Annotated in this window: 22 protein-coding genes and 1 tRNA gene; 18 read left to right on the forward strand and 5 right to left on the reverse strand. The window is 60.4% G+C overall.

Annotation, left to right across the window (positions count from 1 at the left end):
• The first annotated feature begins 148 nt into the window (after positions 1 to 148).
• The 5 genes from OQE56_RS00005 (at position 149) to OQE56_RS00025 (ending at position 3,843) form a co-directional block, all read left to right on the forward strand.
• A complete protein-coding gene (locus tag OQE56_RS00005; RefSeq protein WP_267220326.1) occupies positions 149 to 646 on the forward strand; it encodes a hypothetical protein in 498 nt (165 codons plus the stop codon).
• A 104-nt stretch (positions 647 to 750) separates the two neighbouring features.
• Positions 751 to 1,275, forward strand: coding sequence for a hypothetical protein (locus OQE56_RS00010; RefSeq protein ID WP_267220328.1), 525 nt, complete (start codon positions 751 to 753; stop codon positions 1,273 to 1,275).
• A 78-nt stretch (positions 1,276 to 1,353) separates the two neighbouring features.
• The gene (locus tag OQE56_RS00015; RefSeq protein WP_267220330.1) at positions 1,354 to 1,614 is read left to right on the forward strand and encodes a hypothetical protein; all 261 of its coding nucleotides are present in this window, start codon (positions 1,354 to 1,356) and stop codon (positions 1,612 to 1,614) included.
• Between the two features lie 153 nt (positions 1,615 to 1,767).
• On the forward strand, positions 1,768 to 2,058 hold the full coding sequence (locus tag OQE56_RS00020) for a hypothetical protein (protein WP_267220332.1): 291 nt from the start codon (positions 1,768 to 1,770) through the stop codon (positions 2,056 to 2,058).
• 219 nt (positions 2,059 to 2,277) lie between these two features.
• Positions 2,278 to 3,843 (forward strand): phospholipase D family protein, encoded by a 1,566-nt coding sequence (locus OQE56_RS00025; RefSeq protein WP_267220335.1) that lies wholly within the window; start codon positions 2,278 to 2,280, stop codon positions 3,841 to 3,843.
• A gap of 177 nt (positions 3,844 to 4,020) precedes the next feature.
• Here the strand turns inward: OQE56_RS00025 and OQE56_RS00030 are convergent, their stop codons facing one another.
• Positions 4,021 to 4,662 carry an HD domain-containing protein gene (locus tag OQE56_RS00030; protein ID WP_267220337.1) on the reverse strand — a complete coding sequence of 214 codons (642 nt, stop codon included), beginning with the start codon at positions 4,660 to 4,662 and terminating at the stop codon, positions 4,021 to 4,023.
• Between the two features lie 122 nt (positions 4,663 to 4,784).
• Here OQE56_RS00030 and OQE56_RS00035 point away from each other — a divergent pair, with 122 nt between their 5' ends.
• The gene (locus OQE56_RS00035) at positions 4,785 to 5,756 is read left to right on the forward strand and encodes a GlxA family transcriptional regulator (RefSeq protein ID WP_267220338.1); all 972 of its coding nucleotides are present in this window, start codon (positions 4,785 to 4,787) and stop codon (positions 5,754 to 5,756) included.
• An 84-nt stretch (positions 5,757 to 5,840) separates the two neighbouring features.
• Here the strand turns inward: OQE56_RS00035 and OQE56_RS00040 are convergent, their stop codons facing one another.
• Together OQE56_RS00040 and OQE56_RS00045 are read right to left on the reverse strand one after the other, a co-directional pair.
• Positions 5,841 to 6,791, reverse strand: coding sequence for a class I SAM-dependent methyltransferase (locus OQE56_RS00040; protein ID WP_267220339.1), 951 nt, complete (start codon positions 6,789 to 6,791; stop codon positions 5,841 to 5,843).
• Between the two features lie 111 nt (positions 6,792 to 6,902).
• The gene (locus tag OQE56_RS00045; protein WP_267221823.1) at positions 6,903 to 7,775 is read right to left on the reverse strand and encodes a class I SAM-dependent methyltransferase; all 873 of its coding nucleotides are present in this window, start codon (positions 7,773 to 7,775) and stop codon (positions 6,903 to 6,905) included.
• A 178-nt stretch (positions 7,776 to 7,953) separates the two neighbouring features.
• On the opposite strand from OQE56_RS00045, the gene OQE56_RS00050 reads away from it, so the two are divergent.
• From OQE56_RS00050 to OQE56_RS00090, 10 genes are all read left to right on the forward strand, one after another.
• On the forward strand, positions 7,954 to 8,856 hold the full coding sequence (locus OQE56_RS00050; protein WP_267220341.1) for a LysR substrate-binding domain-containing protein: 903 nt from the start codon (positions 7,954 to 7,956) through the stop codon (positions 8,854 to 8,856).
• A 160-nt stretch (positions 8,857 to 9,016) separates the two neighbouring features.
• A complete protein-coding gene (locus tag OQE56_RS00055) occupies positions 9,017 to 9,526 on the forward strand; it encodes a molybdopterin-dependent oxidoreductase (RefSeq protein ID WP_267220343.1) in 510 nt (169 codons plus the stop codon).
• 276 nt (positions 9,527 to 9,802) lie between these two features.
• Positions 9,803 to 10,396 (forward strand): hypothetical protein, encoded by a 594-nt coding sequence (locus OQE56_RS20155; protein ID WP_486599060.1) that lies wholly within the window; start codon positions 9,803 to 9,805, stop codon positions 10,394 to 10,396.
• Positions 10,397 to 10,408: 12 nt separating this feature from the next.
• Positions 10,409 to 12,877: a formate dehydrogenase-N subunit alpha gene (gene fdnG / locus OQE56_RS00060; RefSeq protein ID WP_486599061.1), complete on the forward strand. Its 2,469-nt coding sequence runs from the start codon at positions 10,409 to 10,411 to the stop codon at positions 12,875 to 12,877.
• A 10-nt stretch (positions 12,878 to 12,887) separates the two neighbouring features.
• On the forward strand, positions 12,888 to 13,805 hold the full coding sequence (fdxH, locus tag OQE56_RS00065; RefSeq protein WP_267220348.1) for a formate dehydrogenase subunit beta: 918 nt from the start codon (positions 12,888 to 12,890) through the stop codon (positions 13,803 to 13,805).
• A complete protein-coding gene (locus tag OQE56_RS00070; protein WP_267220350.1) occupies positions 13,802 to 14,461 on the forward strand; it encodes a formate dehydrogenase subunit gamma in 660 nt (219 codons plus the stop codon). The genes fdxH and OQE56_RS00070 overlap by 4 nt, the downstream gene beginning before the upstream one ends.
• On the forward strand, positions 14,458 to 15,408 hold the full coding sequence (fdhE, locus tag OQE56_RS00075; RefSeq protein WP_267220352.1) for a formate dehydrogenase accessory protein FdhE: 951 nt from the start codon (positions 14,458 to 14,460) through the stop codon (positions 15,406 to 15,408). The genes OQE56_RS00070 and fdhE overlap by 4 nt, the downstream gene beginning before the upstream one ends.
• Before the next feature lie 119 nt (positions 15,409 to 15,527).
• Positions 15,528 to 16,961 carry an L-seryl-tRNA(Sec) selenium transferase gene (gene selA, locus OQE56_RS00080; RefSeq protein WP_267220354.1) on the forward strand — a complete coding sequence of 478 codons (1,434 nt, stop codon included), beginning with the start codon at positions 15,528 to 15,530 and terminating at the stop codon, positions 16,959 to 16,961.
• Entirely contained in the window at positions 16,958 to 18,952 is a 1,995-nt protein-coding gene (selB, locus tag OQE56_RS00085; protein WP_267220357.1) for a selenocysteine-specific translation elongation factor, read from the forward strand. Before selA ends, selB begins: the two co-directional genes overlap by 4 nt.
• Positions 18,905 to 19,001: transfer RNA gene (locus OQE56_RS00090), tRNA-Sec, on the forward strand. Before selB ends, OQE56_RS00090 begins: the two co-directional genes overlap by 48 nt.
• A gap of 210 nt (positions 19,002 to 19,211) precedes the next feature.
• Here the strand turns inward: OQE56_RS00090 and selD are convergent.
• Both selD and OQE56_RS00100 read right to left on the reverse strand, forming a co-directional pair.
• Complete coding sequence (gene selD / locus OQE56_RS00095; RefSeq protein ID WP_267220359.1) at positions 19,212 to 20,252, reverse strand: selenide, water dikinase SelD; 1,041 nt, start codon at positions 20,250 to 20,252, stop codon at positions 19,212 to 19,214.
• A 163-nt stretch (positions 20,253 to 20,415) separates the two neighbouring features.
• Positions 20,416 to 21,246, reverse strand: coding sequence for an AraC family transcriptional regulator (locus OQE56_RS00100; protein ID WP_267220361.1), 831 nt, complete (start codon positions 21,244 to 21,246; stop codon positions 20,416 to 20,418).
• 213 nt (positions 21,247 to 21,459) lie between these two features.
• Between OQE56_RS00100 and OQE56_RS00105 the strand changes: the two genes are divergently transcribed.
• Both OQE56_RS00105 and OQE56_RS00110 read left to right on the forward strand, forming a co-directional pair.
• On the forward strand, positions 21,460 to 21,861 hold the full coding sequence (locus OQE56_RS00105) for a nuclear transport factor 2 family protein (protein ID WP_267220363.1): 402 nt from the start codon (positions 21,460 to 21,462) through the stop codon (positions 21,859 to 21,861).
• Positions 21,862 to 22,261: 400 nt separating this feature from the next.
• On the forward strand, positions 22,262 to 22,993 hold the full coding sequence (locus OQE56_RS00110; RefSeq protein WP_267220365.1) for a Crp/Fnr family transcriptional regulator: 732 nt from the start codon (positions 22,262 to 22,264) through the stop codon (positions 22,991 to 22,993).
• Positions 22,994 to 23,061: the final 68 nt, after the last annotated feature.

Here is a 23,061-nt window from a genome sequence, read left to right on the forward strand (position 1 = left end):
GACTAGCTCATCATGGCCCGGCACCGCCTAAGCGGTGCAGCAACGAGAGGCCGGATATACGTGTGCAGTCGACACGGACGCCAGAGCTAGGGGATGCTTGGCAAAGGGGAGGAGTCCATATACGGACATGCAGAGATCAGGGAGATCTATGAATAGGAAGCTTCTTCTTGTCTACCTGGCGTGCTTCGCGGGCACGGCCTTGGCCGATGCTCCCTTGCCGCCGCCGACTAAAACCGTTGTGTGCTCACACTCGGGCGAGTTTTGCGCAGCGTCCGACCCTGGCACTCAGATGACGAGCATTACGCGCCGGGGTGTGCCCGGCCCGCTGTGGGCAATCCCAGGTTGGCAGCGATGGCTAATCGTCACAGACGATGGACAGCGCGTCGTGATTGGCTATGGCGGCCTAAATCTGGTTCCCAAAGAGGCGCCACTGAGCACGCCCGTTCCGCTGTTCTATGGACCGGCAGGCTTAATTAAATCCGTCACGCTGGGTGACCTTTATCGAAGTACAGCCGAGATGACGGAGACGGTCTCCCACTATCAGTGGGAGCAAGCAGTCTACTTGGATGCCGCAGGCCAGCTAGTCGTGGAGCGTGTTGACGGCAGCAGGGTGGCTTTCGATCCCAATAATGGGGCTCGCCTTTAACTTCGGCGGGAGCGAAAAGTCGTTACCGCGTCCGGCAAGTTTAGGTCCGCTTCCGACCCAATGCAGACTTTGCGGCTTAGGGCTAATCGTCGCTAGGAACACGAATGGATACACCATTGAAGATAGCCGGTTCCGTCCTTTCCATTGGCCTGGTGTTGTCGGTCTTCGCCTCACCGGTGGTGGCAGCGGGAAGCAATGTGATCTGTACGCCCGGTGAGTCGCAGGTTGCGATCAGCGCTCTTGGTCAGAGGCAGTTGAGCATTCAAGGGACGAGGCTTCTGTATGCGGAATTTGATCTGTCAAACAGGTCAGGTAAGGCTATCAAGGTGTTTGCAGACCATTACGCAACGAAGTTCTGGGTTGTTCATCCCCATTCTGTTGCGCTTGAACGGAAGGATGGCGGCACTTGGTCGAGGGACGTTCGTAGCTTGTCGGAATACGAGGGGCCAAACAGCAAGTACACCGTATCCCCCAATACGGCGTGGCATTTTTATTATTCTGTCCAGGATTTGATCATCAACGGAGCAAGCCGAACTCAGCAGTATCGGCTGGTCGTTACAGACGCTGATCGATGCCCTTATGCCTCGGAGGCGTTTACTCTGGAGTCGCTTGATAGGCTTGGGCACTGAGGTAGGCGACGTGTTTGTGGCGTAATGGCTAAGGTCCGCTTCCGACCCGAAGCGGGCCTAATGAAAAGTGAGATGTGAATGAAGAAATACACGTTGCCGGCTTTGGTTGTGCTGAATCTTGTTGCCCTGTCTGTCGTAGGAAGCCGCTTCTTCGTGACCTTTGCTGACGTGTCAGTTCAGGGCATTCCGGCATCGTGCTCCCATGCGTATCACCAGGGTATGGCGGACATGCAGAACTACTTGCTGCCATGCTTGCCTTGGTTCATTGGTGCCCTGGTTATAAATTTTGGCGTTGCGGTTGTTCTATCGGTCAGGCCGGGCAAGCCTGAATCGCAATAATGCTAAATGCCCGCTTCCGACCCAAAGCGGACACGATCAAAACTGGGGTAAGAGTGCACTTTTCGAATTCCGGATCGGCCTAAAAAGTGCGCGCTTCCCCCGGCCTACTGAAGAAGTAACCGCATCGACAACCCAACAACTGGCAAGGACGCCATGAAGATTAAAACCCTTCGTCTCGCCGCAGTGATCATTGCCGCGGCTCTCACTGGTTGTGGTACCGCTTGGGACTTGCCGCTCGCAGAGATTGACCGGCCAGAAAACGCCAAGCAGCTGATCAAATCGCTGGCGCCTGCGGATCGGCGAGCCTTGGCCGAATACGTGGCCATGCACTCGAAGTGCGGTGACCTCAACTACAAGATGACCGTTTGGCAAGCGCTCAAGGCCCAACAGAGAGAGGCTTCTAAGGGTGTCACAGCGAAGAACTCCGCCTGCGCGATCCAGTGACCAAACAAAACTGGGGAGTAGGGGACGGAGGTAGTTAAGTCCATCCTCGCGAATTAACTACCTCCGTCCCCTTTTTCGCTTTGATCTTCGGGCCTATCAAGCAGGCACTAACTTCTGTAGTCAGCCAGGATACGGGCTGGTAATGTTAAACGGATGGTGTAATCGGAGCATAAACGATCCACGAGCCGCGGACTGGCTGGCCCATTCGAGGGTGTAAGCATGCGGACAGATCGCTGGATCGTCGTGTTTGCCTTCACGATCCTTTGCCTATTTCTTCAGGCGTGCTCGACACTCCCGCCCAGTGCCGAGAAAGTGGAGACTCGCCACTTGCCGGCAGCCGCCGATACGGCATCGGCGAAGTACGACCATTCGGAGGTGGCCAAGCATCCGAACCAATCAGGCTTTCGGTTGCTGACATTGAGCACGAACGCACTGCTCAGCCGGATAGCGCTTGCCGATCATGCCGCGCACTCGATCGACTTGCAGTACTACATCTTCGCCAATGACATGACCGGGCATCTGATGATGCAGCATCTCCTTGCCGCGGCCGATCGCGGCGTACGTGTCCGGATGCTCATCGACGACAACAATTTTGATGACAAAGATCATCTGTTTGAGGCACTGGACTCGCACCCGAACATTGACGTTCGGCTATTCAATCCGTTCCAGACGCGAAATCCGACCCTGCTGTCCCGTGCCGCTCAGCTCATGCTGGAGTGGCGACGCCTCAATCGGCGCATGCATAACAAGTCATTCATCGTCGACAACAACGTGGCTGTCATCGGCGGTCGCAACATTGGCGACCCCTATTTCGATGCGAGCAGCGACACGCACTTCCGCGATCTCGACGTCGTCGCCATCGGCCCCGTGGTCCAACAGGCATCCGAAGCGTTCGATGCTTACTGGAACTGCGATGCGGCCTATCCACTCAACCAGCTGAAGAAGACGGATAGCTCTGGCCAGCGCCTCGCTGCAGCACGGTTGATTCTTCAGAAGGAGGTGCGGGCATTCGCACAATCGGACTATGCGCAGGCCGTCCTGGAAGAGTTACCCAACGGGCCGACCGCCGATAAGCGAGGCACCTGGTTCTGGGGCGATGCTGAGCTCGTGGCCGATCAGCCTGAAAAGGTCGAGACGACTGGCGATGTGCCGACATTGCGCATCGGCCCCCGGCTCAAGACCATGCTGGACGGCGCCCAACACGAGATACTGGCGACGACGCCCTATTTCATCCCTGGTGATGCCGGCACGAAGCATCTCGTATCGCGGGTACAGGGTGGTGTGTCCATCAAAATACTGACGAACTCACTCGCATCGACAGACGAGACGGCGGCGCACGCGGGCTATGTGCACTATCGCAAGGCGCTGGTCGAAGGCGGCGTGCAGCTGTACGAACTCAAACCCACGTCAGGCCAGAGTCAGCCATCCACATCCATCGGCAAATCGTCAGGTATCAGCCTTCATGCCAAGACCATTGTCGTAGACAACCGCCAAGTCTTCATCGGCTCGCTCAACATGGATCAGCGATCCAAATTGCTCAACACGGAAATGGGCGTCATCGTGGATTCGCCTGGATTGGCCCGCGCCATCAGCGACTTTTTCCATACGGCGACGCAGCCTTCCAATGCGTACAAGGTGACGATCGATCCGGCTTCTCACCACCTCATCTGGCAGGCAGCGGATGATGGCAGGCCGGTGACTTATGAGAGCGATCCCGGTGCAACTACCAAACGACGCGCGGAAGTGACGCTTCTTCGCCTGCTTCCCATCGATGGTTTGCTCTAGTCGTCGCGTTATCGAATAGGGGACGGAGGTAGTTAAGTCCATCGTCGCGAATTAACTACCTCCTTCCCCTTTGTTTCGCTCGTTCTCTGGCACGTCTTTCACCTGAGCCAGACGGGAAAGTCTGGAATTGTCGTTCGTGATCGTGCTCCCAGGGAATGGACCAGAAGGCAGTTGGCCTCAAGCGACCCAGGAGGAGCCGCGGATCACGCTGCAGAAGTTCCCGGCATGGAAGTGCACTTCCTTGTCTCTAAGCACGTCCGCTTTGACATTGCCAAAGGTGGTGTCGGGCTTGTGTTTGATGCCGTCATAGAACGTCTGGATGATCTCTTCCTTGAACTGATTTCCTCGCGGATGGGTGCGCACGACCGCGTCGCGCTCAGCATCGCCGTATTGGTCATAGGCGATTCCAAGCACGTCCATCTCCACGCCGGCAGTAACCAACGCAATCAGGGGATGCATGTGCTTTGGTATCCCAGGTGTGGTGTGGAGCGCGATGGCCGTCCACACGGTGTCAACGTCCTGTTGCTCAATGCCGTGGTTCCTCAGAAAGTCGCGAGCGGCGTTGGCGCCGTCCACCTCGAACCGCTCATTCGGGCTGCTGTGTCGATGAGAAAGCCCCATGTCGTGGAACATGCAGCCGCAATAGAGTAGTTCCGGATCGAATTTCAGACCGCGGCGCTTGCCGGCCAGTGCGGCGAAGTAATACACGCGGCTGGAATGGTGAAAGAGCAGCGGCGAGACGGTATCCCGGACTACATCGGTGATTTCACGGGAAAGCTGGCTGTCGGGAATAGCAATGCCATTGATATTGAGGGACATGGTTGATCTCCATTGGCTGGGCACACTCATTGTCAGAATGGCCAGCGATGGCCTCAATAGGCGCGATACGTCATATACTGCCATTTAGCGCGAAATGCGGACGCGTAGGAGGCTGTAGCCCAATGGCCAAAATTGTTGCCGTCGTCGCCATACCAGGGGTGCAGTTGCTTGATGTCTCCGGACCGCTAGACGTGTTTGCACAGGCGAATGTCGAAGCAGGCAGGGAGTTCTATGCGCTTAAGGTCATCGCATGTCAGCGGGGCCCCATCGTCACCTCGTCCGGCGCACGCCTGCTGCCGGATGAGGTCGCGGGCGAATGCGCTGAGCGCATCGATACCCTGTTGGTGGCCGGAGCCCCGAACGCCGGAAAAATGGCCCTGCCGGCCCATCTGCTGAAGTGGCTGCGAACGACCGCCAAGCGCAGTAGACGCTATGGCTCGATATGCACAGGCGCCTTTTTGCTTGCGGAGACGGGATTGCTGGATGGGCGTCGCGTCACTACCCACTGGGCAGTTGCGGCGGACCTGGCGCGTACTTATCCCACGCTGCAGATCGACGAAGATGCGCTATATGTCCGCGACGGGAAACTGCGCACTGCTGCGGGCGTTACTGCGGGCCTGGATCTGGCGTTGGCGCTCGTGGAGGAAGACCTGGGCCGCCCTATTGCAAAGCGAGTCGCCGGCCAGTTGGTCATGTACTTCAAGCGGCCAGGAGGGCAATTGCAGTTCAGTCGAAAGGGCGAAACGCGCCCCCTGGGGCGCGCGGCGCTACAGGAGGCGCAGCGCTGGGTGGCTGCGAGTCCGGATTTGGACCACAGCATTGCCAGCTTGGCGAAGCGTGCAGGTCTAAGTCCCCGCCACTTCGCGCGTCTCTTCCATGCCGAGGTGGGTATTACACCTGCGGCGTGGGTTGAGACCGCCCGTGTATCGGCAGCTCGCACGCTTCTCGAAAGTGGGCACGATACGCCCAAGCTCGTTGCTTCCAAGTGCGGCTTTGCTAATGCCGACATGCTGCGGCGGTCCTTCAAGAAGCACGTTGGCGTCACCCCGGCGGAGTACCGAAAGCAACATGTGCCGAATAGCGGACGGAGGTAGTTAAGTCCATCGTCGCGAATTAACTACCTCCGTCCCCTTTGTTTCGCGATGTCCATATCGATGCCGCGAAGATGCGATGTCGTATCAGTCGAAGCGGACGACGCCGAAGTGCGTAGGCAGGTTGATGGTGAAGCAGTTGTTCCTGCCGAGTGCGTTTTCGATGTTCGTGAAGTGCCGCTGCCTGAAGGCTTCGCGGCGATCCGGTGGGATGCGGTCGATAAAGCCCCGCAGGCCCGAGTTGTTGGCCAGTAGCCACCACTGTTCGAGGCTGGCCACGCGGTATGGCGGTGCCTCGCTGATGAGCGACGCGCGTCCGCCGAAGCTGCTGAGAAGGTCCATCAGCACGACAGGGTTGGCGAAACGGTGACGAAAATCCGCGATCTCGTCTGGCAACGTGGGGATCTCGGTGGCGAGGTCCTTCAGGAGGATTTCGCCCAGCGGCGGAAAGCCCCGTTCGGCCCAGAACGAAAACGCCCACCTTCCGCGCGGCGCCATCCACTGGCGGAATCTCCACAGGGCGTCTTCCATGTTCGGGAGGAAGAATAGCGAGAAGCCGCCAAGGATGGCGTCGAATCGGCGGTCCGGTATGAAGGTCGCTGCGTCGGCTTCGAGGTAGCGCAAGCCCGGAATACCTGCTTCGCGGGCACGCTGCTGTGCCGTCGTGACCATCGTCGGTGCCATGTCGATGCCCAACACTGACCCTTCGGGATACGCCGCGGCAGCCGCGGCCATCGCGACAGCGCCCGTGCCAGAGCCAACATCGAGCACATGCTGCCCGGGCGAAATATCCGCAAGCGTTACCAGACGTTTGCCGAGTAGCGACCAGAAGTCCAGCGGCGGCCGGTCGAACTGGTTGGCGATGCGACCGAAGAGGATTCGAGTCGTGTCGTTTGCTGATGAATCGATCGGGGATGTTGGATCGAGTGGATTACGTGGTCCGTTCACAGGTTGATACTCAAGGGCGTTCGCTCTTTCAAGATGGGCGCGTGTCGGCTCGTGATGAATCGAGGCGATGTCGCAATGACGCGCATGCATGGCGCGGCCGGTGATGCGGTACCAGCCATCCAGGCTGGCGCCGCTGGGATCGCAAAAAAAAGAGAGCACGTCAGTTGATGAGTCGGGCTCGCGCTATGAAGATCCGTATCTTTAAAGTAGAAAAAAGGGTTCCACACGACGCGAGAACCTGACGATGGCGAACTGCACCGGAAGTTCTACGGTCAAGAACGTATTCTTGCCAAACCATTCCTCAATGCGATGGAAGTGACGTCGCTTGAATCCTGCAAGCTGCTGGGGATCGATGTGTTCGATGAGGAGGCGCATGTCGCTGTGCATGACTAAGTTCCACCACAGGTCGGTGGTTCCGACGGGAAAATGGTGTAGCTCAGATACAACCGAAACGCGGCCACCAAAATCCGAGAACAAGCTCGCCAGCGTCGATTGGTCGGCCGCCCTGTGACGAAATGCCTCGACGTCGGCGGACAGGTGGGGAAACAAAGTGCCAAGATCCTCCAGCAACATATCTCCAAGAGGCGCAAAGGGCAGTCGCGACCAGAACGAGAACGACCAGCTACTGGTGGGCTTCATCCAGTCTTGAAATCGTTTGAGGGTCGCGCGCATGTCCTCGATGAAATACAGCGAAAAGCCCCCCAGAATGGCGTCCAACCGCCGGTGACTGGCAAACGTGTGGGCATCCGCATGATGGAAGCTCAAGCGAGGCGCGCCAGCCTCGCGGGCCCTGCGCCCGGCGACATCGACCATGCGTTGCGCAATGTCGATGCCAAGTACCGATCCGCCCGGATGGACAGCTTGCGCGGCTGGAATCGACACGGCTCCTGTGCCAGAACCGATGTCCAGTACCTGCTGTCCTGGTTTCAGCTCCGTCAATTCGACCAGGCGTTGACCCATGAGCGACCAGAAGCTGAGCGGGTGACGATCAAAGTGATCCGCCATCCGGCTGAAAAGCTCACCGGCACCCTCTGGAATCATGCAGGAAAGGTGGCTGGTGGGTTTGATATGCACGTTCAAGCGAGTGTGTCCTCCGGTGTCTCGCCGGTAACCGAGCATGCCTCGAGGGCTGATAGACGACATCCCCGGGCTGCCGCGGTCCAGCTTGGCTGCAGTGAGAATCTAGTGGTTCTCAACGCGCCGAAAAATCGGACTAAGATGGATTGACTGTGCCACTGCTGAGACAATGGCCATGCTCGATCTGAACGATCTCTACTACTTCTCAGTACTGGCCGAGAAGCGAAGCTTCTCCGCCGCTGCCGAAGCAACCGGCGTGCCGAAAGCTACCTTGAGCCGGCGTCTCCAGGTGCTGGAACAGGAGCTTGGGTTGCGACTGGCCAACCGGACCACGCGCAAGTTCTCGCTGACAGAAGCCGGCGAGGAGTTTCAAGCACACTGTGAACGCGTGATGCAGGAAGTGCGCGCAGCCAGACAAACGGCGCAATTGCGCGTGCGGGAGCCGGCCGGGAGGATTCGCATGACCTGCGCTGCTGGAGTTGTCCGCATGGTGATGGCGGACATCATGCCCATCTTTCTCAAAACGTATCCAAAGATCGATGTGGAGCTGGTGACGACCAGTCGCTATGTGGACATCATCGAGGAAGGCTTCGACATCGCGCTTCGAAGTCACACCGCGCCGTTGCAAAGTTCAACACTCGTCGCGCGTGCTGTCGCCGACACGAGGATGATCCTCGTCGCAAGCCCCAAACTCTTCCCCAAGGGGTTGCCCAATGAGCCGAAGGATATCGAGGGAATGAGCGGCCTGCAGCTGCAACGGCGGGACACTCTGGATGTATGGAAACTAAGCAGAGAGGACGGTCTCTTGGCGAGCGTTCCATTTCATCGTCGCGTTCGTTGTGATGATGCGATGCTTATTCACGCCGCCGTGCTCGCGGGAGTTGGCGTCGCCGCATTGCCTACACCGCTATGCCGCGCCGAGCTTGCGGCTGGACTACTCGTACATGTATTGCCTCGCTGGCATGTGCCGCAAGGCACGTTAAGCCTTGTGCGTCCCTCGAAATCCGGCACGTCACCAGCCGTGCGGGCTATGGTCGACTTCTTGGTGGAGGTGCTACCGAAATACCTCAACGTTTGAATGCTGCGCGTCCAGCACTTGTCCGACTTCCGACCCGAAGCGGACGCCGTAATAGACATGTGCGCCCTTGGCACGCCACCGGCGTAAGCTGTTCTTGCACGTCGGCCAGCCCAGGGGGCGGTGGCGTGGCGATAGCGTGTTGTCAGAGGAGGATCAGGCCATGCGTCCTTGGGTGGTAGGCGGTTTCCTTTGCTGCATGGTGTTGTCCGCGTATGCGGGGGAGCCCGCCTCGGGGTTACTGGATCCTCCCGTCATCAAGTTGTCTTTGGATGGCAAACCGGCGTATTCGCTGGATCGTGCGGCGTTGGCGGCGTTTCCACGAACGACGGTAAAGACCGCTGCCAATGGCGAGCCACAGAGCGCGTGGCAGGGCGTGGCGCTTGAAGATATCGTCGAGCGCGTGTGCGTGGCTTCGGGTGATTCGTTATATGGGCGCGCGCTTGCCAGGTTTGTGCGCGTCACCGCGGCCAATGGTGCTCAGGTCGTTTTCAGTGCAGCCGAACTTGCGCCTGACTATGGGAAAACCGAGGTGATCCTCGCCGATACCAAGGATGGCAAGCCGCTGGAGCAGGGCGCACCCTTCAGGCTGGTCGTGCCTGGGGATAAGCGCACCGATCGCTGGATAAGTCATGTCACGGCGATCGAGGTGGTGGACGCATCCACACCGTAATGACGTTCGCGTACTTTGGGCACGCGCCGGCCCATGCCGAATACGGCGGCTTTCCATAAGAGGGGGCGGCGCGCGCTTCCTGGCCATTCGGCTGCCACCGGGATTCGCGAAGATGGCGTGAAACCGTGGGAATCCGGCCGCCGCTCCCGGCAATTTGTGCTACCTTTTTGACCACGTGGCGGTGTCATTTCCGCCACGGCCACGGAGATTTTCGAGCCACGTCCGCCGCCTAACCACCGGGCGGTATGTCCAGCCAGATTTCCCGGGAGCACGTCGATGGCACTCACGCGCCGCGAGTTCATCAAACTCACCGGCCTGGGCTTGGCAGCATCAAGTCTGGGCATGCTCGGCTTTGGGGCTTCCGGGGTGGCGCAAGCCGCCGCCGTTCGGCCCTTCAAACTCTCCCGAGCCACAGAGACGCGCAACACCTGCACTTATTGCTCGGTCGCCTGCGGCATTCTGATCTACAGCATGGGTGACGGCGCCAAGAATGCGCGCTCCAACATCATTCATATCGAGGGCGACCCGGACCATCCGGTGAATCGCGGCACGCTGTGCCCCAAGGGCTCGGCGCTGCTCGATGTGGTGCATGCGCCCACGCGCCTTAAGGTGCCACGCTATCGGCCGCCGGGCGGAACGGAGTTCAAGGATGTTTCCTGGGACTTCGCGCTCGACCGCATCGCACGGCTGATGAAGGACGATCGCGACAAAAACTTCATCGCCAAGAACGCTGCCGGCACCACCGTCAACCGCTGGACCAGCGTGGGTATGTTGGCGGCGTCGGCATCGTCCAGCGAAACCTCGTACCTCACGTGGAAGGTGGTGCGCTCTCTCGGCATGGTGGTGTTCGACAACCAGGCGCGTGTCTGACACGGACCGACGGTGGCCAGTCTGGCCCCATCATTCGGTCGCGGTGCGATGACCAACACCTGGCAGGACATCAAGAACGCCAATGTCGTGATTGTGATGGGTGGCAACGCCGCCGAAGCACATCCGTGCGGTTTCAAATGGGTGATCGAGGCAAAGATCGAGAACGGCGCCAAGCTCGTCGTGGTCGATCCGCGCTTTACGCGCACGGCGTCGGTGGCCGATTACTACGCGCCCATCCGTCCGGGCACAGACATCGCGTTCCTTAGTGGCGTGATGCGCTACCTGCTGGAGAAGGATGCCATCCAGCACGAATACGTACGCGCATACACCAATGCGAGCCTGATCGTGAAGGATGGATTCACGTTCACGGACGGCCTTTTCAGCGGCTACAACGAGGACACACAAACCTACGACAGGTCGAGCTGGGACTATGAGCTGGACAAGGACGGCTTCGCCAAGGCCGACGACACCTGGCAGGACCCGCGCTGCGTCATCAACCTGCTCAAGCAGCACGTGTCCCGCTACACGCCGGAGATGGTGTCGCGTATCTGCGGCACGCCACAGGACAAGTTCCTGCACGTGTGCGAGCTGATCGCCAGCACGGCCGCGCCAGACAAGGCGATGACGAGCCTGTTTGCGCTGGGTTGGACGCAACACTCGGTGGGCGCGCAGAACATCCGCAGCATGGCGATGGTGCAGTTGCTGCTTGGCAACATCGGCGTCGCGGGCGGTGGCATGAACGCCTTGCGCGGGCACTCCAACATCCAGGGGTTGACCGACGTCGGTTTGCTGTCCAACCAGATGCCGGGCTACATGAACCTGCCCACCGACAAGGAAACCGACTTCGACGTTTACATGTCGACGCGGCAGTTCAAGCCGTTGCGCCCTGGTCAGATCAGCTACTACCAGAACACCCGCAAGCTGTTCGTGAGCTTCATGAAGGCGCTGTATGGCGACGCCGCCACGCAGGAGAGCAACTGGGCTTACGACTGGCTGCCGAAGCTCGACATACCGCTGTACGACATCATCAAGGCGTTCGAGATGATGAACAACGGGCAGATGACCGGTTACATCTGTCAGGGCTTCAATCCGCTGCAGGCGTTTCCTGATCGCGGCAAGATCCGCCGCGGCCTGAGCAAGCTGAAATTCCTGGTCACCATGGATCCGCTGGACACGGAGACTTCGCGCTTCTGGCAGGACTTCGGCCCGCAGAACCCGGCCAACTCCGCTGAAATTCAAACCGAAGTGTTCCAGTTGCCGGTGACGTGTTTTGCCGAGGAAAACGGCTCGCTGGTCAATTCCGCGCGCTGGCTGCAGTGGCACTGGAAGGCGGCCGATGGCCCGGGCAAGTCCATGTCGGACATCTGGATCATGAGCGGCATCTTCCATCGCCTGCGCGAGCTGTATCGCAAGGAAGGTGGTGCATTCCCCGATCCGCTGCTCAACCTGACATGGAAGTACACCGATCCCATCAGTCCCGATCCGGAAGAACTGGCCAAGGAAATGAATGGCCGCGCGCTGGCCGATCTCACCGACCCGGCCAGCGGTGCAGTGACCAAGGCTGGCACGTTGCTGGATGGCTTCGGGCAATTGCGTGACGACGGCACCACGTCGTCCGGCTGCTGGATCTTCTCCGGTTGCTTCACCGAGAAGGGCAACCAGATGGCCAGACGCGACGCCACCGATCCGCGCGAGCAGGGCATTGCGCCGAACTGGGCGTGGGCCTGGCCGGCCAACCGGCGCATTCTCTACAACCGCGCCAGCGCCGATCCGTCAGGTAAGCCGTGGAACCCGGCCAAGCCGGTCATTTCCTGGAACGGCACGCGCTGGGTGGGCATCGACGTGCCCGACTACACACCCACGCTGGATCCATCGAAGGGTGTCAGTCCGTTCATCATGAACGACGAAGGCCTGGGCCGCCTGTTTGCGCGCAAGCTGATGGCGGAAGGGCCGTTCCCCGAGCATTACGAGCCGCTGGAATCGCCGGTGGAAAACCTGCTGCATCCCAAGGTGAAGAACAACCCGGCGGCCCGTGTGTTCCCCGGCGACCGCGCGGCGTTTGGCAGTCCGGACAAGTTCCCGTATGTGGCCACCACCTATCGCCTCACCGAGCACTTCCACTACTGGACCAAGCATGGGCTGATGAACGCGATCCTCCAGCCGGAGGAGTTCATCGAGATCGGCGAGGTGCTGGCCAAGGAGAAGGGCATCGAGCAGGGCGGCTGGGTGAAGGTGACGTCCAAGCGTGGCGTGGTGGTGTGCAAGGCGTATGTGACCAAGCGCATCAAGCCGCTCTCGGTGGATGGCAAGCCCACGCACGTGATCGGCGTGCCGATCCACTGGGGCTTCACCGGACAGGCAAGAAAGGGATACGGCGCCAACACGCTGACGCCGTCGGTAGGTGACGCGAACACGCAGACGCCGGAGTTCAAGGCGTTCCTCGTCAACGTCGAAAAGACCAGCGCACCGGTCGCGGCCTGAGGACATAGCCATGTCAGATCTGCAATCGCAAGACTATGTCCGCCGCTCCGCATCGACGATGACGCCTCCGTCGGCGCGGAGTCACGAGGAGCAGGTGGCCAAGCTGATCGATGTCAGCCGCTGCATTGGCTGCAAGGCGTGCCAGACGGCGTGCATGGAGTGGAATGATCTGCGGCCGGAAATCGGTCACTTCGAAGGGACCTATCAAAACCCTGCGGATCTTGGGCCCAGCGTGTGGACCCTGATGAAGTTCGCCGAGTACGAGAACGAGCAGGGCAACCTTGAGTGGCTGATCCGCAAGGACGGTTGCATGCACTGCGAGGATCCAGGCTGCCTCAAAGCCTGCCCGGCACCCGGTGCCATCGTGCAGTACGCCAATGGCATCGTGGATTTCATCAGCGACAAATGCATCGGCTGCGGCTACTGCGTGAAAGGCTGCCCGTTCGATATTCCGCGCATCAGCAAGACCGACCACAAGTCGTACAAGTGCACCCTTTGCTCAGATCGCGTTACGGTCGGGCTGGAGCCGGCTTGCGTTAAAGCATGCCCCACCGGCGCCATCATGTTCGGCTCCAAGGCCGACATGACGCATCAGGCCGAGGAACGCATCATCGATCTGAAATCGCGCGGCTTTGAAAAAGCTGGCCTGTATGACCCGGCGGAAGTCGGCGGCACGCACGTCATGTACGTGCTGCATCACGCGGACAAACCATCGTTGTACTCAGGGCTGCCCGACAAACCGCAGATCAGCCCGATGGTGACGGTGTGGAAAGGCATCGTGAAGCCACTTGCTATGGTGGGTGTAGCGATGGCCGCGTTGGCGGGCTTGTTCCACTGGGTGGCCGAAGGCCCGAACGAGGTAACCGAAGCAGACGAGGCGGAAGGCGAGCGCGTTCTGCGCGAATCGGAAACGGAGAAGTCATCATGAGCGCGTCGAAGACCGTGATCACCCGGTACACCACGCTCAACCGGGTCAACCACTGGATCAATGCCATCTGCTTTGTGGTGATGGTGCTGTCGGGCTTGTCGATGTTCCATCCGATGTTGTTCTTCCTGTCCGGCCTGTTCGGCGGCGGGCAATGGACGCGGGCGATGCATCCGTGGGTGGGTATCGCGCTGTTGATCAGTTACTCCGGTCTGGTCGTGCAGTTCTGGCGTGAGAATATCTGGCGCAAAGAGGACTTCGCCTGGTTGAAAGCGGCGCAGTTTGTGATGGTCAATGAAGAAGAACATGCGCCGCCGGTCGGTTGTAACAATGCGGGTCAGAAGCTGGTGTTCTGGTCGATGACCTTGCTGATCCCGGTGCTGTTTCTCACCGGCCTGGTGATCTGGGAGGTGTATTTCGGCGAATCCACGCCGATTCCTGTGCAACGCGCCGCCGTGCTGATCCACAGCTTCGCGGCGATCGCGGCGATCATTGTGTGGATCGTCCATGTGTATGCGGCGATCTGGGTGCGCGATTCCATGCGTGCCATGACGCAGGGCTATGTGACGCCGGGATGGGCGTGGCGTCACCATCGCAAATGGCTGGAGGAGCTGGCGTCTGGTCAGCATGGCAAAAACATCATCAGGAAGCGTCCGTGAGGCAGGCCGAAGCTCCACCCGACAGCAAATGGACCGGGCCGTCGCACGCGGGCGTCAAATCACCCGATCCGATTCTTCTCGCCGATCCTGCCAAACGCTTTGCGGCGACCGCGCAACGGCTGGAACAACTGGCTGCCGGGCATCCGCTGGAACCCTGGTTGCGCTTTATGGCCACGTTGGCCTGGGCGCAGCATGCGACGGCCACTACGCTCGCTCCCGCCACGGCGCTCAGTGCAGAGGCGGTAGCGCAAGCCGTCGATGCGCGTTTGCCGCCGCTGGCGGCGGATGGTCATCGCCGCGACGCGTCGTGGCGCGAAGGACTCGCCTTGCTGCTCGAACGCATCGACAGCCACGCGCTACCCCTTGCTGCGCAGGAGGCCGTGGAGCAATTGCGGCGCAGCGATGCTGCGACGCTTGACCAGCTGGCCGATCAGTTTCTGCGTGGAAGCGTGGCGACGCTGGATGCGGGTGCGGCCGTCTTCGTGGCCGCGGCTCTGCAGGTCTATTTCACCTGCGCCGCGGCGCAGTTCAGGGCCGACGACTTGCGGTTGCTCGAAGAGCGCGGGCTCTGCCCTTGTTGTGGCTCGCCTTCTGTAACCGGCGTCATCACGGCCACTGGTGTCACCCCGGGTACCCGCTATCTGTATTGCTCGCTGTGCTCGACGGCGTGGAACCATGTGCGCGCCGTGTGCATCACCTGCGGCGGTACGCGCCAGCTGCTTCTGCAAGGCATCGAAGGCGATGCTGGCCTGATCAAGGCTGAGACCTGCGGCGACTGCCACACCTACGCCAAGCTGCTTTACCCGCTTCGCGACATGCAGGCCGATCCCTATGCGGACGATCTCGCCTCGCTGGGCCTCGACCTGCTGGTTGCCGAGGAGGGTTTCGCTCGCCACGCGCCGAATCCGCTGCTGCTGATGGGTGATAGCGAAGCCGTGGCGGAATAAGACCCGCCAAAACCGGCGCTTGCCTTGACCTTGCGCCGTACACCCAGCAGCATAAGGGCCATCAAGTTTCCATCGCCGAACTCCCAAATTGCCGTCTGGGCGTCCAGCGGTGTCAGTGGATGAGCGCCATGGCCGAACCCGAGGTCAACGTCCTTCGCCATCTGCCTGCGGTTGCTGCCGTGCTGGCGACCCGTGAGGGGGCGTTGCTGGTGGAGCGCTACGGCCACGTCATGGTCACCCACGCCATTCGCCAGGTCATAGACGATGCGCGTGATGTGTTGCGCACGGCGCCTTCTGCCGTACCTGACGTCACCGAGCTGGCGCAACAAGCCCAGCGCCTGCTCGATGCGCAGATGCCGGGCCTGCGTCCGCTGTTCAATCTCACCGGTGTGGTGCTGCATACTAATCTCGGCCGCGCCGTGCTGGCCGAAGCGGCGGTCGACGCCGCGGTGCAGGCGATGCGCCACGCCGTAGCGCTGGAATACGACCTTGCCAACGGCACGCGCGGTGAACGCGACGACCATCTGCGGGCGCTGCTCTGTGAATTGACCGGTGCCGAAGACGCCACCGTGGTCAACAACAACGCCGCGGCCGTGCTGCTCTGCCTCAACACCTTCGCGCTGGGCCGCGAGGCGGTGGTGTCGCGTGGCGAACTGATCGAGATCGGTGGCGCCTTTCGCATGCCGGACATCATGGCGCGGGCTGGCGCACGCATGGTCGAGGTAGGCACCACCAATCGCACGCATGCCGCCGACTACCGCAACGCCTTCAACGAGCACACGGGTCTCGTGCTCAAGGTGCATACGTCGAACTACCGCATCCAGGGATTCACGGCGGACGTCGCCGCGAGCGAGTTGGCGCACATGGCCAGAGCCGCTGGCGTGCCACTGTTGAACGATCTGGGCTCCGGCAGCCTCGTGGATCTCTCCCGCTACGGGCTTGCCAGGGAACCTACGGTGCGAGAGGCCGTGGCCGAAGGCGCGCAGCTGGTCACCTTTTCCGGCGACAAGTTGCTGGGCGGTCCGCAGACAGGATTCATCGTGGGCGATCACGCGTTGATCGAGCAGATCAACCGCAATCCACTGAAACGTGCGCTGCGCGTGGACAAGCTTCGGTTGGCCGCCGTGGAGGCAACGCTCAAACTCTATCGTGACCCTGACCGTCTTGCCGAACGCCTGCCCACGTTGCGTTTTCTGGCGCGCAGCAAGGCCGATATCGAAGCGCAGGCTCGCCGCCTGCAAGCGGGCGTGGCCGAAGCGCTTGGCAGTGCATTCGTGGTTGAGGTGGGGGATTGCCTCAGTCAGATCGGGTCCGGCTCACTGCCGACGGATACACTCGCCAGTACCGCGTTGCTCATCCATCCGCGTGGCAGCCAGCGCAGGCTGGAAGCGTTGGCTGCGTCGTTGCGCACGCTGCCACGACCCATCATCGGACGTATCGCCGATGGCGCCCTGCATCTGGATCTTCGCTGTCTGGCCGAAGCGGACGAGGCTCTCTTTTTGACCACATGGACGCAGCTCGACATCAGTGATCTGGCTGCGCGTCATCCATGATTGTCGGCACCGCGGGCCATATCGATCATGGCAAGACCGCGCTGGTCAAAGCGTTGACCGGCGTTGATGCCGATCGCCTGAAGGAAGAAAAGGCGCGTGGCATCACCATCGATCTGGGGTTCGCGTATCTGCCATTGGACGATGGCTCCGTGCTCGGCTTCGTCGATGTGCCCGGACATGAGCGATTTGTACACACCATGGTGGCCGGTGCCAGTGGCATCGATGTGGCCTTGCTGGTGGTGGCAGCGGACGACGGCGTCATGCCGCAAACGCTCGAACATGTGGCGATTCTGGATCTGTTGCGGATCAGGCGCGGCCTGATCGCGCTGACCAAGGCCGATCTGGCGACACCGTCACGATTGACCGAAGTAACAACGGAGATTCGTCAAGCAATAGCGGGCACCGTGCTCGAGGGCGCCGATATCCTGCCGGTGTCGTCAACCACGGGCTCCGGTATTGACGCATTGCGCGATCGGCTCGCCCGCGAAGCGCATGCATTGGGCGAGCGCGCTGCCGATGGCCGCTTTCGTCTTGCCGTGGATCGCGTGTTCACCCTGACCGGTATTGGCGTGGTGGTGACCGGCACCGTGCTATCCGGCGAAGTGCGCGTGAAGGATGCCGTGCGGCTGAGCCCGTCCGGGCTCACGGCGCGTGTGCGTTCGCTGCATGCACAGAACCGTCCGGTCGAGCGTGGACGGGCAGGGGACCGTTGCGCGCTCAACCTCACCGGCGAAGGCATAGCAAAAGATACGATTCGTCGCGGCGACATGGTGGTCGATGCGCTCCTGCATGCGCCCACTGACCGGATCGATGCTCGTCTGCGCCTTCTTCCGGGTGAATCCCGATCGGTGGGGCAATGGTTTCCGGCCCGGCTGCATCATGGCGCCGCCGAAACCGGTGCTCGTGTCGTCGTGCTCGATGGTGACAAGCTGCTACCGGGCCACACTGCAGATGTGCAACTGGTACTGGATCGGCCGATTGCCACCGCTGCGCTGGATCCTTTCGTATTGCGTGATGTCTCCGCGCGACGCACCATCGGTGGTGGTCAGTTCATCGATCTGCATCCGCCGGCGCGTCAACGCCGTACCGCCGAACGCAAGGCTCAACGTGCCGCACTGGCTATCGCTGATCCGCAAGAGGCGTTTGCCGCCTTACTCGACACGCCGCCATTCGCCTGGAATCTTTCTGCCTTCGCCCGGGATCGCGCGTTGTCCGCAACGAGTAGCGATGACCTGGTATCAGCCCTTGCACCGGTGACCTTCGATCTCGACGAAGGGCGCATGGCTGTCAGCCCAGTGCATTGGCGAAGCTTTGTTGCGGATGTACTTCAGCGCCTCCAGAACTTCCACGCCATCTGCCCCGACCTGCAGGGCATGGGGCGGGAACGATTGCGGCTTGCGTTGTCGCTCCGGCTTCCTTCCGTGGCCTTTGCGTTGGCGCTGCAGCATGCGGACCTTGCGGGCCAGGTGGTACGCGATGGTGCCTTTGTGCGGCTCGCCAGCCATTCGTTGCAACTGAGTCCGGAGCGCGAGGCGTTGTGGCAGACGGTCGCGCCGTTACTAGGTGACGATGTTCGATTCCGCCCGCCACGCGTGCGCGACATCGCCGGGACACTGGCGCGTTCGGAGCAGGACATCAGACAGTTGCTGAAATTCGCGGCTCGTCTGGGGCTGGTCGATGAAGTGGCACACGATCATTACTTTCTTCGCACAACCACGCATGAGATGGTGCTGATTGCTGCGGATATCGCAGTCCATGCCCCCGATGGCCGCTTTACCGCCGCGCAGTTTCGCGACCGTCTCGACAATGGCCGAAAAGTAGCCATCCAGATCCTTGAATTTTTTGATCGGCAGGGTGTTACGCTCAACCGCGGTACCTTGCGCAGCATTCAGGCGCGTTATCTCGATTTGTTCGGTGCTGCTTCCGCTGCATCTGCAGTACATGGAAGAGAATCGTCTCCGGTGGGGCGTCCGGACTTCAAATCCGGGTGAGGCAGATAAGACTGTCTCGGGTGGGTTCGACTCCCATTCTCTTCCGCCACTTTCGCTTGTCATTCCGGCGTAGGCCGGAAGCGCTTCACAACAGCGAAGCTGGTCATCCAGTGGCGGCCACGAGAGATTTTCGCGACGGGACGACACTCTTTAGGTGTGGCCGCGAAAACCAAGCGACACCGCTACTGGATGACCAGCTCCGCTGTTGTGAAGCACCTCCGGCCTACGCCGGAATGACGAGAAAACGGGGGCGCTCTGGTCACACCACTTCAATGCCCGGCGCACCTGTCACCGCTGCACCAATCACACGCGACTGCGGATAGCCCTCATCTTCGATCATCGAGCAGATCGCCTCAGCGCGATCCGCTTTGCACGCAATCAACAGGCCGCCCGAGGTCTGCGGATCGGTCAACAAGGCGCGTCGCCATTCCGGCAGGTCAGAGGGCAGGGCGACGTCATCGCCGTAGCTGAGCCAGTTGCGCCTGGACGCACCCGTCACATAGCCCGCTTCGGCCAACGCTTCGGCCTGAGCAAAAAAAGGAATGCGGGCTTGTTCGATCCTGAGCCGCACACCGCTGCCGCGGGCCATTTCCATGCCGTGACCGAGCAAGCCGAAACCCGTGACATCGGTGATCGCATGCACGTCTTCGCCCTTGGCGAGCGCATGGCCAACGCGGTTGAGCAGCGTGGTTGAAGCCAGCATCTCCGCATAGGCCTCGGCGGAAAGCGCCTGCTTCTTGAAGGCCGCCGAATAGATGCCGACGCCGATGCCCTTGGTCAGTATCAGGGCATCGCCTGCTCGCGCACCCGAGTTGCGGCGCACGTTGTCCGGCGCACATAAACCAATGGCGGCGAGACCGTAAATCGGTTCGGCCGAATCGATGGAGTGGCCCCCCGCAATCGGAATGCCCGCCTGTGCGCAGACGGCCTCGCCGCCGGCAAGAATGGCGCGGACTGTCTCTATCTCCAGTTTGCCCAACGGCATGCCAAGGATGGCTAACGCCATGATCGGCTTGCCGCCCATGGCATACACATCGGACAGCGCGTTGGCAGCAGCGATGCGGCCGAAATCAAAAGGATCATCGACCACCGGCATGAAGAAGTCGGTGGTAGCTATGACGCAAGTGTGCTCATCCACCTGCCATACGGCCGCATCGTCGCTGGATTCGGTACCCACCAGCAGCTGTGCAAACGGCATCGCCCCCGGTTTGTCGGCAAGCAACTGCTGAAGCACGGAAGGCGCGAGCTTGCAGCCGCAGCCGCCACCGTGAGCCAGATCGGTCAAGCGAACGGAGGTCATGGTGATCCTTCGAAAGTCCCGACAGCGTGGCGGCCAGTCTACCCTTGTCTTTGTCGATCGTGCCCGATCCCATGGGACGTCCATACGGCGTCGCAAAATCTTACTTGTGACGAAACTCCGTGACGTTCTTCTGTGCTCCGCAGGCTGAGTTGGCTGCAACGCACTACTCTGATTCCACGTATTGGCCGGGGGAGCAACCGACCGTCTTTCGGAAGTCGTTATTGAAATGCGCTTGATCGAAGTAGCCCATGTTCTGCGCGAGTGTTGCAGCCCCCACGAGCTCGCCCGCCGTGAGCTGAGTGAGTACGTCATACACGCGATAGCGCTTGATGACCCAGCGCGGGGGCGCGCCTACATACCGATGAAACAGCCGCTGGAGTTTGCGTTCTGACAGGCCAAAACGGGCAGTGAGATGCTCCACGCGTGTGATCGATCCATCATTCACTACGGCCTCAACGATACGGCTAGCGATCTCCACGTTTGGGTCACGCACGGGCAGGTGAGTGATCAAGAACTCGGCGGCAGCTGCCACCATGGCGTGATCATCGCCGCATGCCAGCACGCGCTGCTCAGCGGATTTGGCATCAGGGAAGACGTGTTCTGCGATGACGGACGAATTGGCGATCAGGCTGACCGGCTTGCCGAAAAAGGGATAGAACGCGCCCGGCCGGAATTTGATGCCAAGAATGCTGTCCTGATCGCTCAGCTCCCTCGAAAAGCGACGCAACTGAACGCCGTAAACCTTCGAGCGGCCGGGCGCGAACACGAGATGCACGCACGGATGCGGAAGCACGACCCGCGTCTGAGGCGAGCACCCCCGAAGATCCCACTTCTCCAGCCAGAAATGCTCGACCCATCCGGCCAGTTCTTCCGGTGGCGCATGGCGCGTGTGCTGGTAAGTGCCTGGCGTTGGCGAATGGTGCAGTACACCGCAGCCCTGGCCGAACGCCCCCCGATCAGGCGGGCTTTCCGGGGCGCCCTGCTGCGCATTCACATGTCGGGTTTTTCCAATCATCTTCGCGTGACCCGCGATGCAATTAGAGGGTGGAATGCCGAGGGAGGGCGAAAGCATGAGGTTGTTCAGCGAGGCACCCTTCCGTGGTGTTCATCCTACTACCACGCAAACCGAGAGCTCATGCTTATGAAAATAGTCACGAAGAACTTTCTCGCTTGCCTTGTATGCAGTGTCCTGGCGCCAACATGGTCCATGGCCGCAAGTCCGGTTGTGTCAGGCCCCGGCACATCACAGCTTGAGCCAGTAAAGACGGTTCAGTTGAAATTTGAGGCATTCAACCGGCATGACGCCGCCGCTATCGAAACGCTCTATGCCAGCGACGCCATCTTGCGTAGCCCAGACTACCCGGAACTTGTTGGCAACTCGAAAATCGCCGATACCTACCGATGGATTTTCGACGCGATACCTGACGCCAAAGACAGCATCGTTTCCATCGACAGTACGGAAAACCGCGTCTACGTTCAGTTTGTCCTGTCCGGTCATATGAAAGATCCGGGGCATAAACCCATCAGCGTTCGGATCATGTCGGTTTACACGATCAAGGATCACCGGGTAGTGAGTGACTCCACCTACTACGATCGAAAGGCGTCATAGCAATGGCGGCTCCCCACCCCAGCGCAAACAGAAGCGCTGGGGCTGCAGGGCCGAATAGGGAGCGGAGTTAGTTAGCGTGATAGCTTCAGCTATCCCGGCTGCCCGTTTGCCCTGACGGCGGCAGCACCACCGCGGGATCTCCTGCGCCTGTGCATCATTCAGCACCGCCTGACCCTCGCTTCCTGCAAACCGCGTCCTCGGGGTGTTTTGAATGACCCTGTGGGTAGCCTGGATCCCTGCACGGCGCCCTTGACGACCTTCCCCCACGATGAGGGCGTGCTGCCCGCACCGGAGATCGCCCCCTCCTGTAGACATGAGCCTCCAGCGCCGCAGGCGCGCCTTTCACATGGGTGTTGGTAAATGGACCCGGGCGTGACACCGCCTACCGTAAGGGGTGGCTATGGACAATCGTGAGGCGACGGGCAATGGTGGTCAAAAGCGTCTTTTGCAGATTCGTAACGCCATTCAACAGGCGGAGTGGTGTGCGGGCTGCCTCCCGGATACGTTGGAAGCCATCCTGGACCAGTCGACCGTTCGCGAGCTAAAGCGAGGCGAAACGCTTTCCCGCGTTGGCGAACATATCGATCAGCTGACTCTTGTCGTCCATGGTGTCCTTGAAGTCAGTTACACGGCTGGCTCAGGCAGGCGGCATATTGCGGGGTACGTAACGACGGGTGACTTGTACAATCTTGTACCCCTCATGGATAACGTGCCTGCCACGCACGACACGGTCGCTGTGTGCGACTCGTCGACCCTTCAGCTGAGCAAATCCCTTGTCACCACGTTGATCGGTCGCGATGCCGCCTTCAATTCGGCCGTCATCGTATTGCTTTCGCAACGTTCCCGGCGCGTCTACCTCAGCCTGGCAGACAGTCACTTGCTGCCGCTTCGCCAACGCCTGGCCCGCATCCTGCTCCATCTGGTGAATCAATTCGGTGTGCCACGCGATGATGGCATTCATCTGGCCATGAAAATGGCCCAGGACCAACTCGCGGACTATGTGGGGTGCTCACGTCCTGTCCTCAATCGCGAGTTGAAGCTACTGGAGCATGACCGGATCATTCTGATCCGCTACTCCCAGATCATTGTCATGGATGAGCCTTTGCTTACGTCCATTGCGATGGATGGCTAAGGGCACGCGATGGCTTGTGAGCACGATCCACAACGATGGCGCCTTTGACGTTGCGCCATACCGCCGAT

This window comes from Dyella silvae (assembly GCF_026421305.1).
Taxonomy (GTDB): domain Bacteria; phylum Pseudomonadota; class Gammaproteobacteria; order Xanthomonadales; family Rhodanobacteraceae; genus Dyella; species Dyella silvae.

What these genes read in the sequence shown, in the direction of transcription:
- OQE56_RS00005 (WP_267220326.1), top strand. Translation starts at nt 149, where the DNA reads ATGAATAGGAAGCTTCTTCTTGTCTACCTGGCGTGCTTCGCGGGCACG.
- OQE56_RS00010 (WP_267220328.1), top strand. Translation starts at nt 751, where the DNA reads ATGGATACACCATTGAAGATAGCCGGTTCCGTCCTTTCCATTGGCCTG.
- OQE56_RS00015 (WP_267220330.1), top strand. Translation starts at nt 1,354, where the DNA reads ATGAAGAAATACACGTTGCCGGCTTTGGTTGTGCTGAATCTTGTTGCC.
- OQE56_RS00020 (WP_267220332.1), top strand. Translation starts at nt 1,768, where the DNA reads ATGAAGATTAAAACCCTTCGTCTCGCCGCAGTGATCATTGCCGCGGCT.
- OQE56_RS00025 (WP_267220335.1), top strand. Translation starts at nt 2,278, where the DNA reads ATGCGGACAGATCGCTGGATCGTCGTGTTTGCCTTCACGATCCTTTGC.
- OQE56_RS00030 (WP_267220337.1), bottom strand. Translation starts at nt 4,662, where the DNA reads ATGTCCCTCAATATCAATGGCATTGCTATTCCCGACAGCCAGCTTTCC.
- OQE56_RS00035 (WP_267220338.1), top strand. Translation starts at nt 4,785, where the DNA reads ATGGCCAAAATTGTTGCCGTCGTCGCCATACCAGGGGTGCAGTTGCTT.
- OQE56_RS00040 (WP_267220339.1), bottom strand. Translation starts at nt 6,791, where the DNA reads ATGCATGCGCGTCATTGCGACATCGCCTCGATTCATCACGAGCCGACA.
- OQE56_RS00050 (WP_267220341.1), top strand. Translation starts at nt 7,954, where the DNA reads ATGCTCGATCTGAACGATCTCTACTACTTCTCAGTACTGGCCGAGAAG.
- OQE56_RS00055 (WP_267220343.1), top strand. Translation starts at nt 9,017, where the DNA reads ATGCGTCCTTGGGTGGTAGGCGGTTTCCTTTGCTGCATGGTGTTGTCC.
- OQE56_RS20155 (WP_486599060.1), top strand. Translation starts at nt 9,803, where the DNA reads ATGGCACTCACGCGCCGCGAGTTCATCAAACTCACCGGCCTGGGCTTG.
- fdxH (WP_267220348.1), top strand. Translation starts at nt 12,888, where the DNA reads ATGTCAGATCTGCAATCGCAAGACTATGTCCGCCGCTCCGCATCGACG.
- OQE56_RS00070 (WP_267220350.1), top strand. Translation starts at nt 13,802, where the DNA reads ATGAGCGCGTCGAAGACCGTGATCACCCGGTACACCACGCTCAACCGG.
- selA (WP_267220354.1), top strand. Translation starts at nt 15,528, where the DNA reads ATGAGCGCCATGGCCGAACCCGAGGTCAACGTCCTTCGCCATCTGCCT.
- selB (WP_267220357.1), top strand. Translation starts at nt 16,958, where the DNA reads ATGATTGTCGGCACCGCGGGCCATATCGATCATGGCAAGACCGCGCTG.
- selD (WP_267220359.1), bottom strand. Translation starts at nt 20,252, where the DNA reads ATGACCTCCGTTCGCTTGACCGATCTGGCTCACGGTGGCGGCTGCGGC.
- OQE56_RS00105 (WP_267220363.1), top strand. Translation starts at nt 21,460, where the DNA reads ATGGCCGCAAGTCCGGTTGTGTCAGGCCCCGGCACATCACAGCTTGAG.
- OQE56_RS00110 (WP_267220365.1), top strand. Translation starts at nt 22,262, where the DNA reads ATGGACAATCGTGAGGCGACGGGCAATGGTGGTCAAAAGCGTCTTTTG.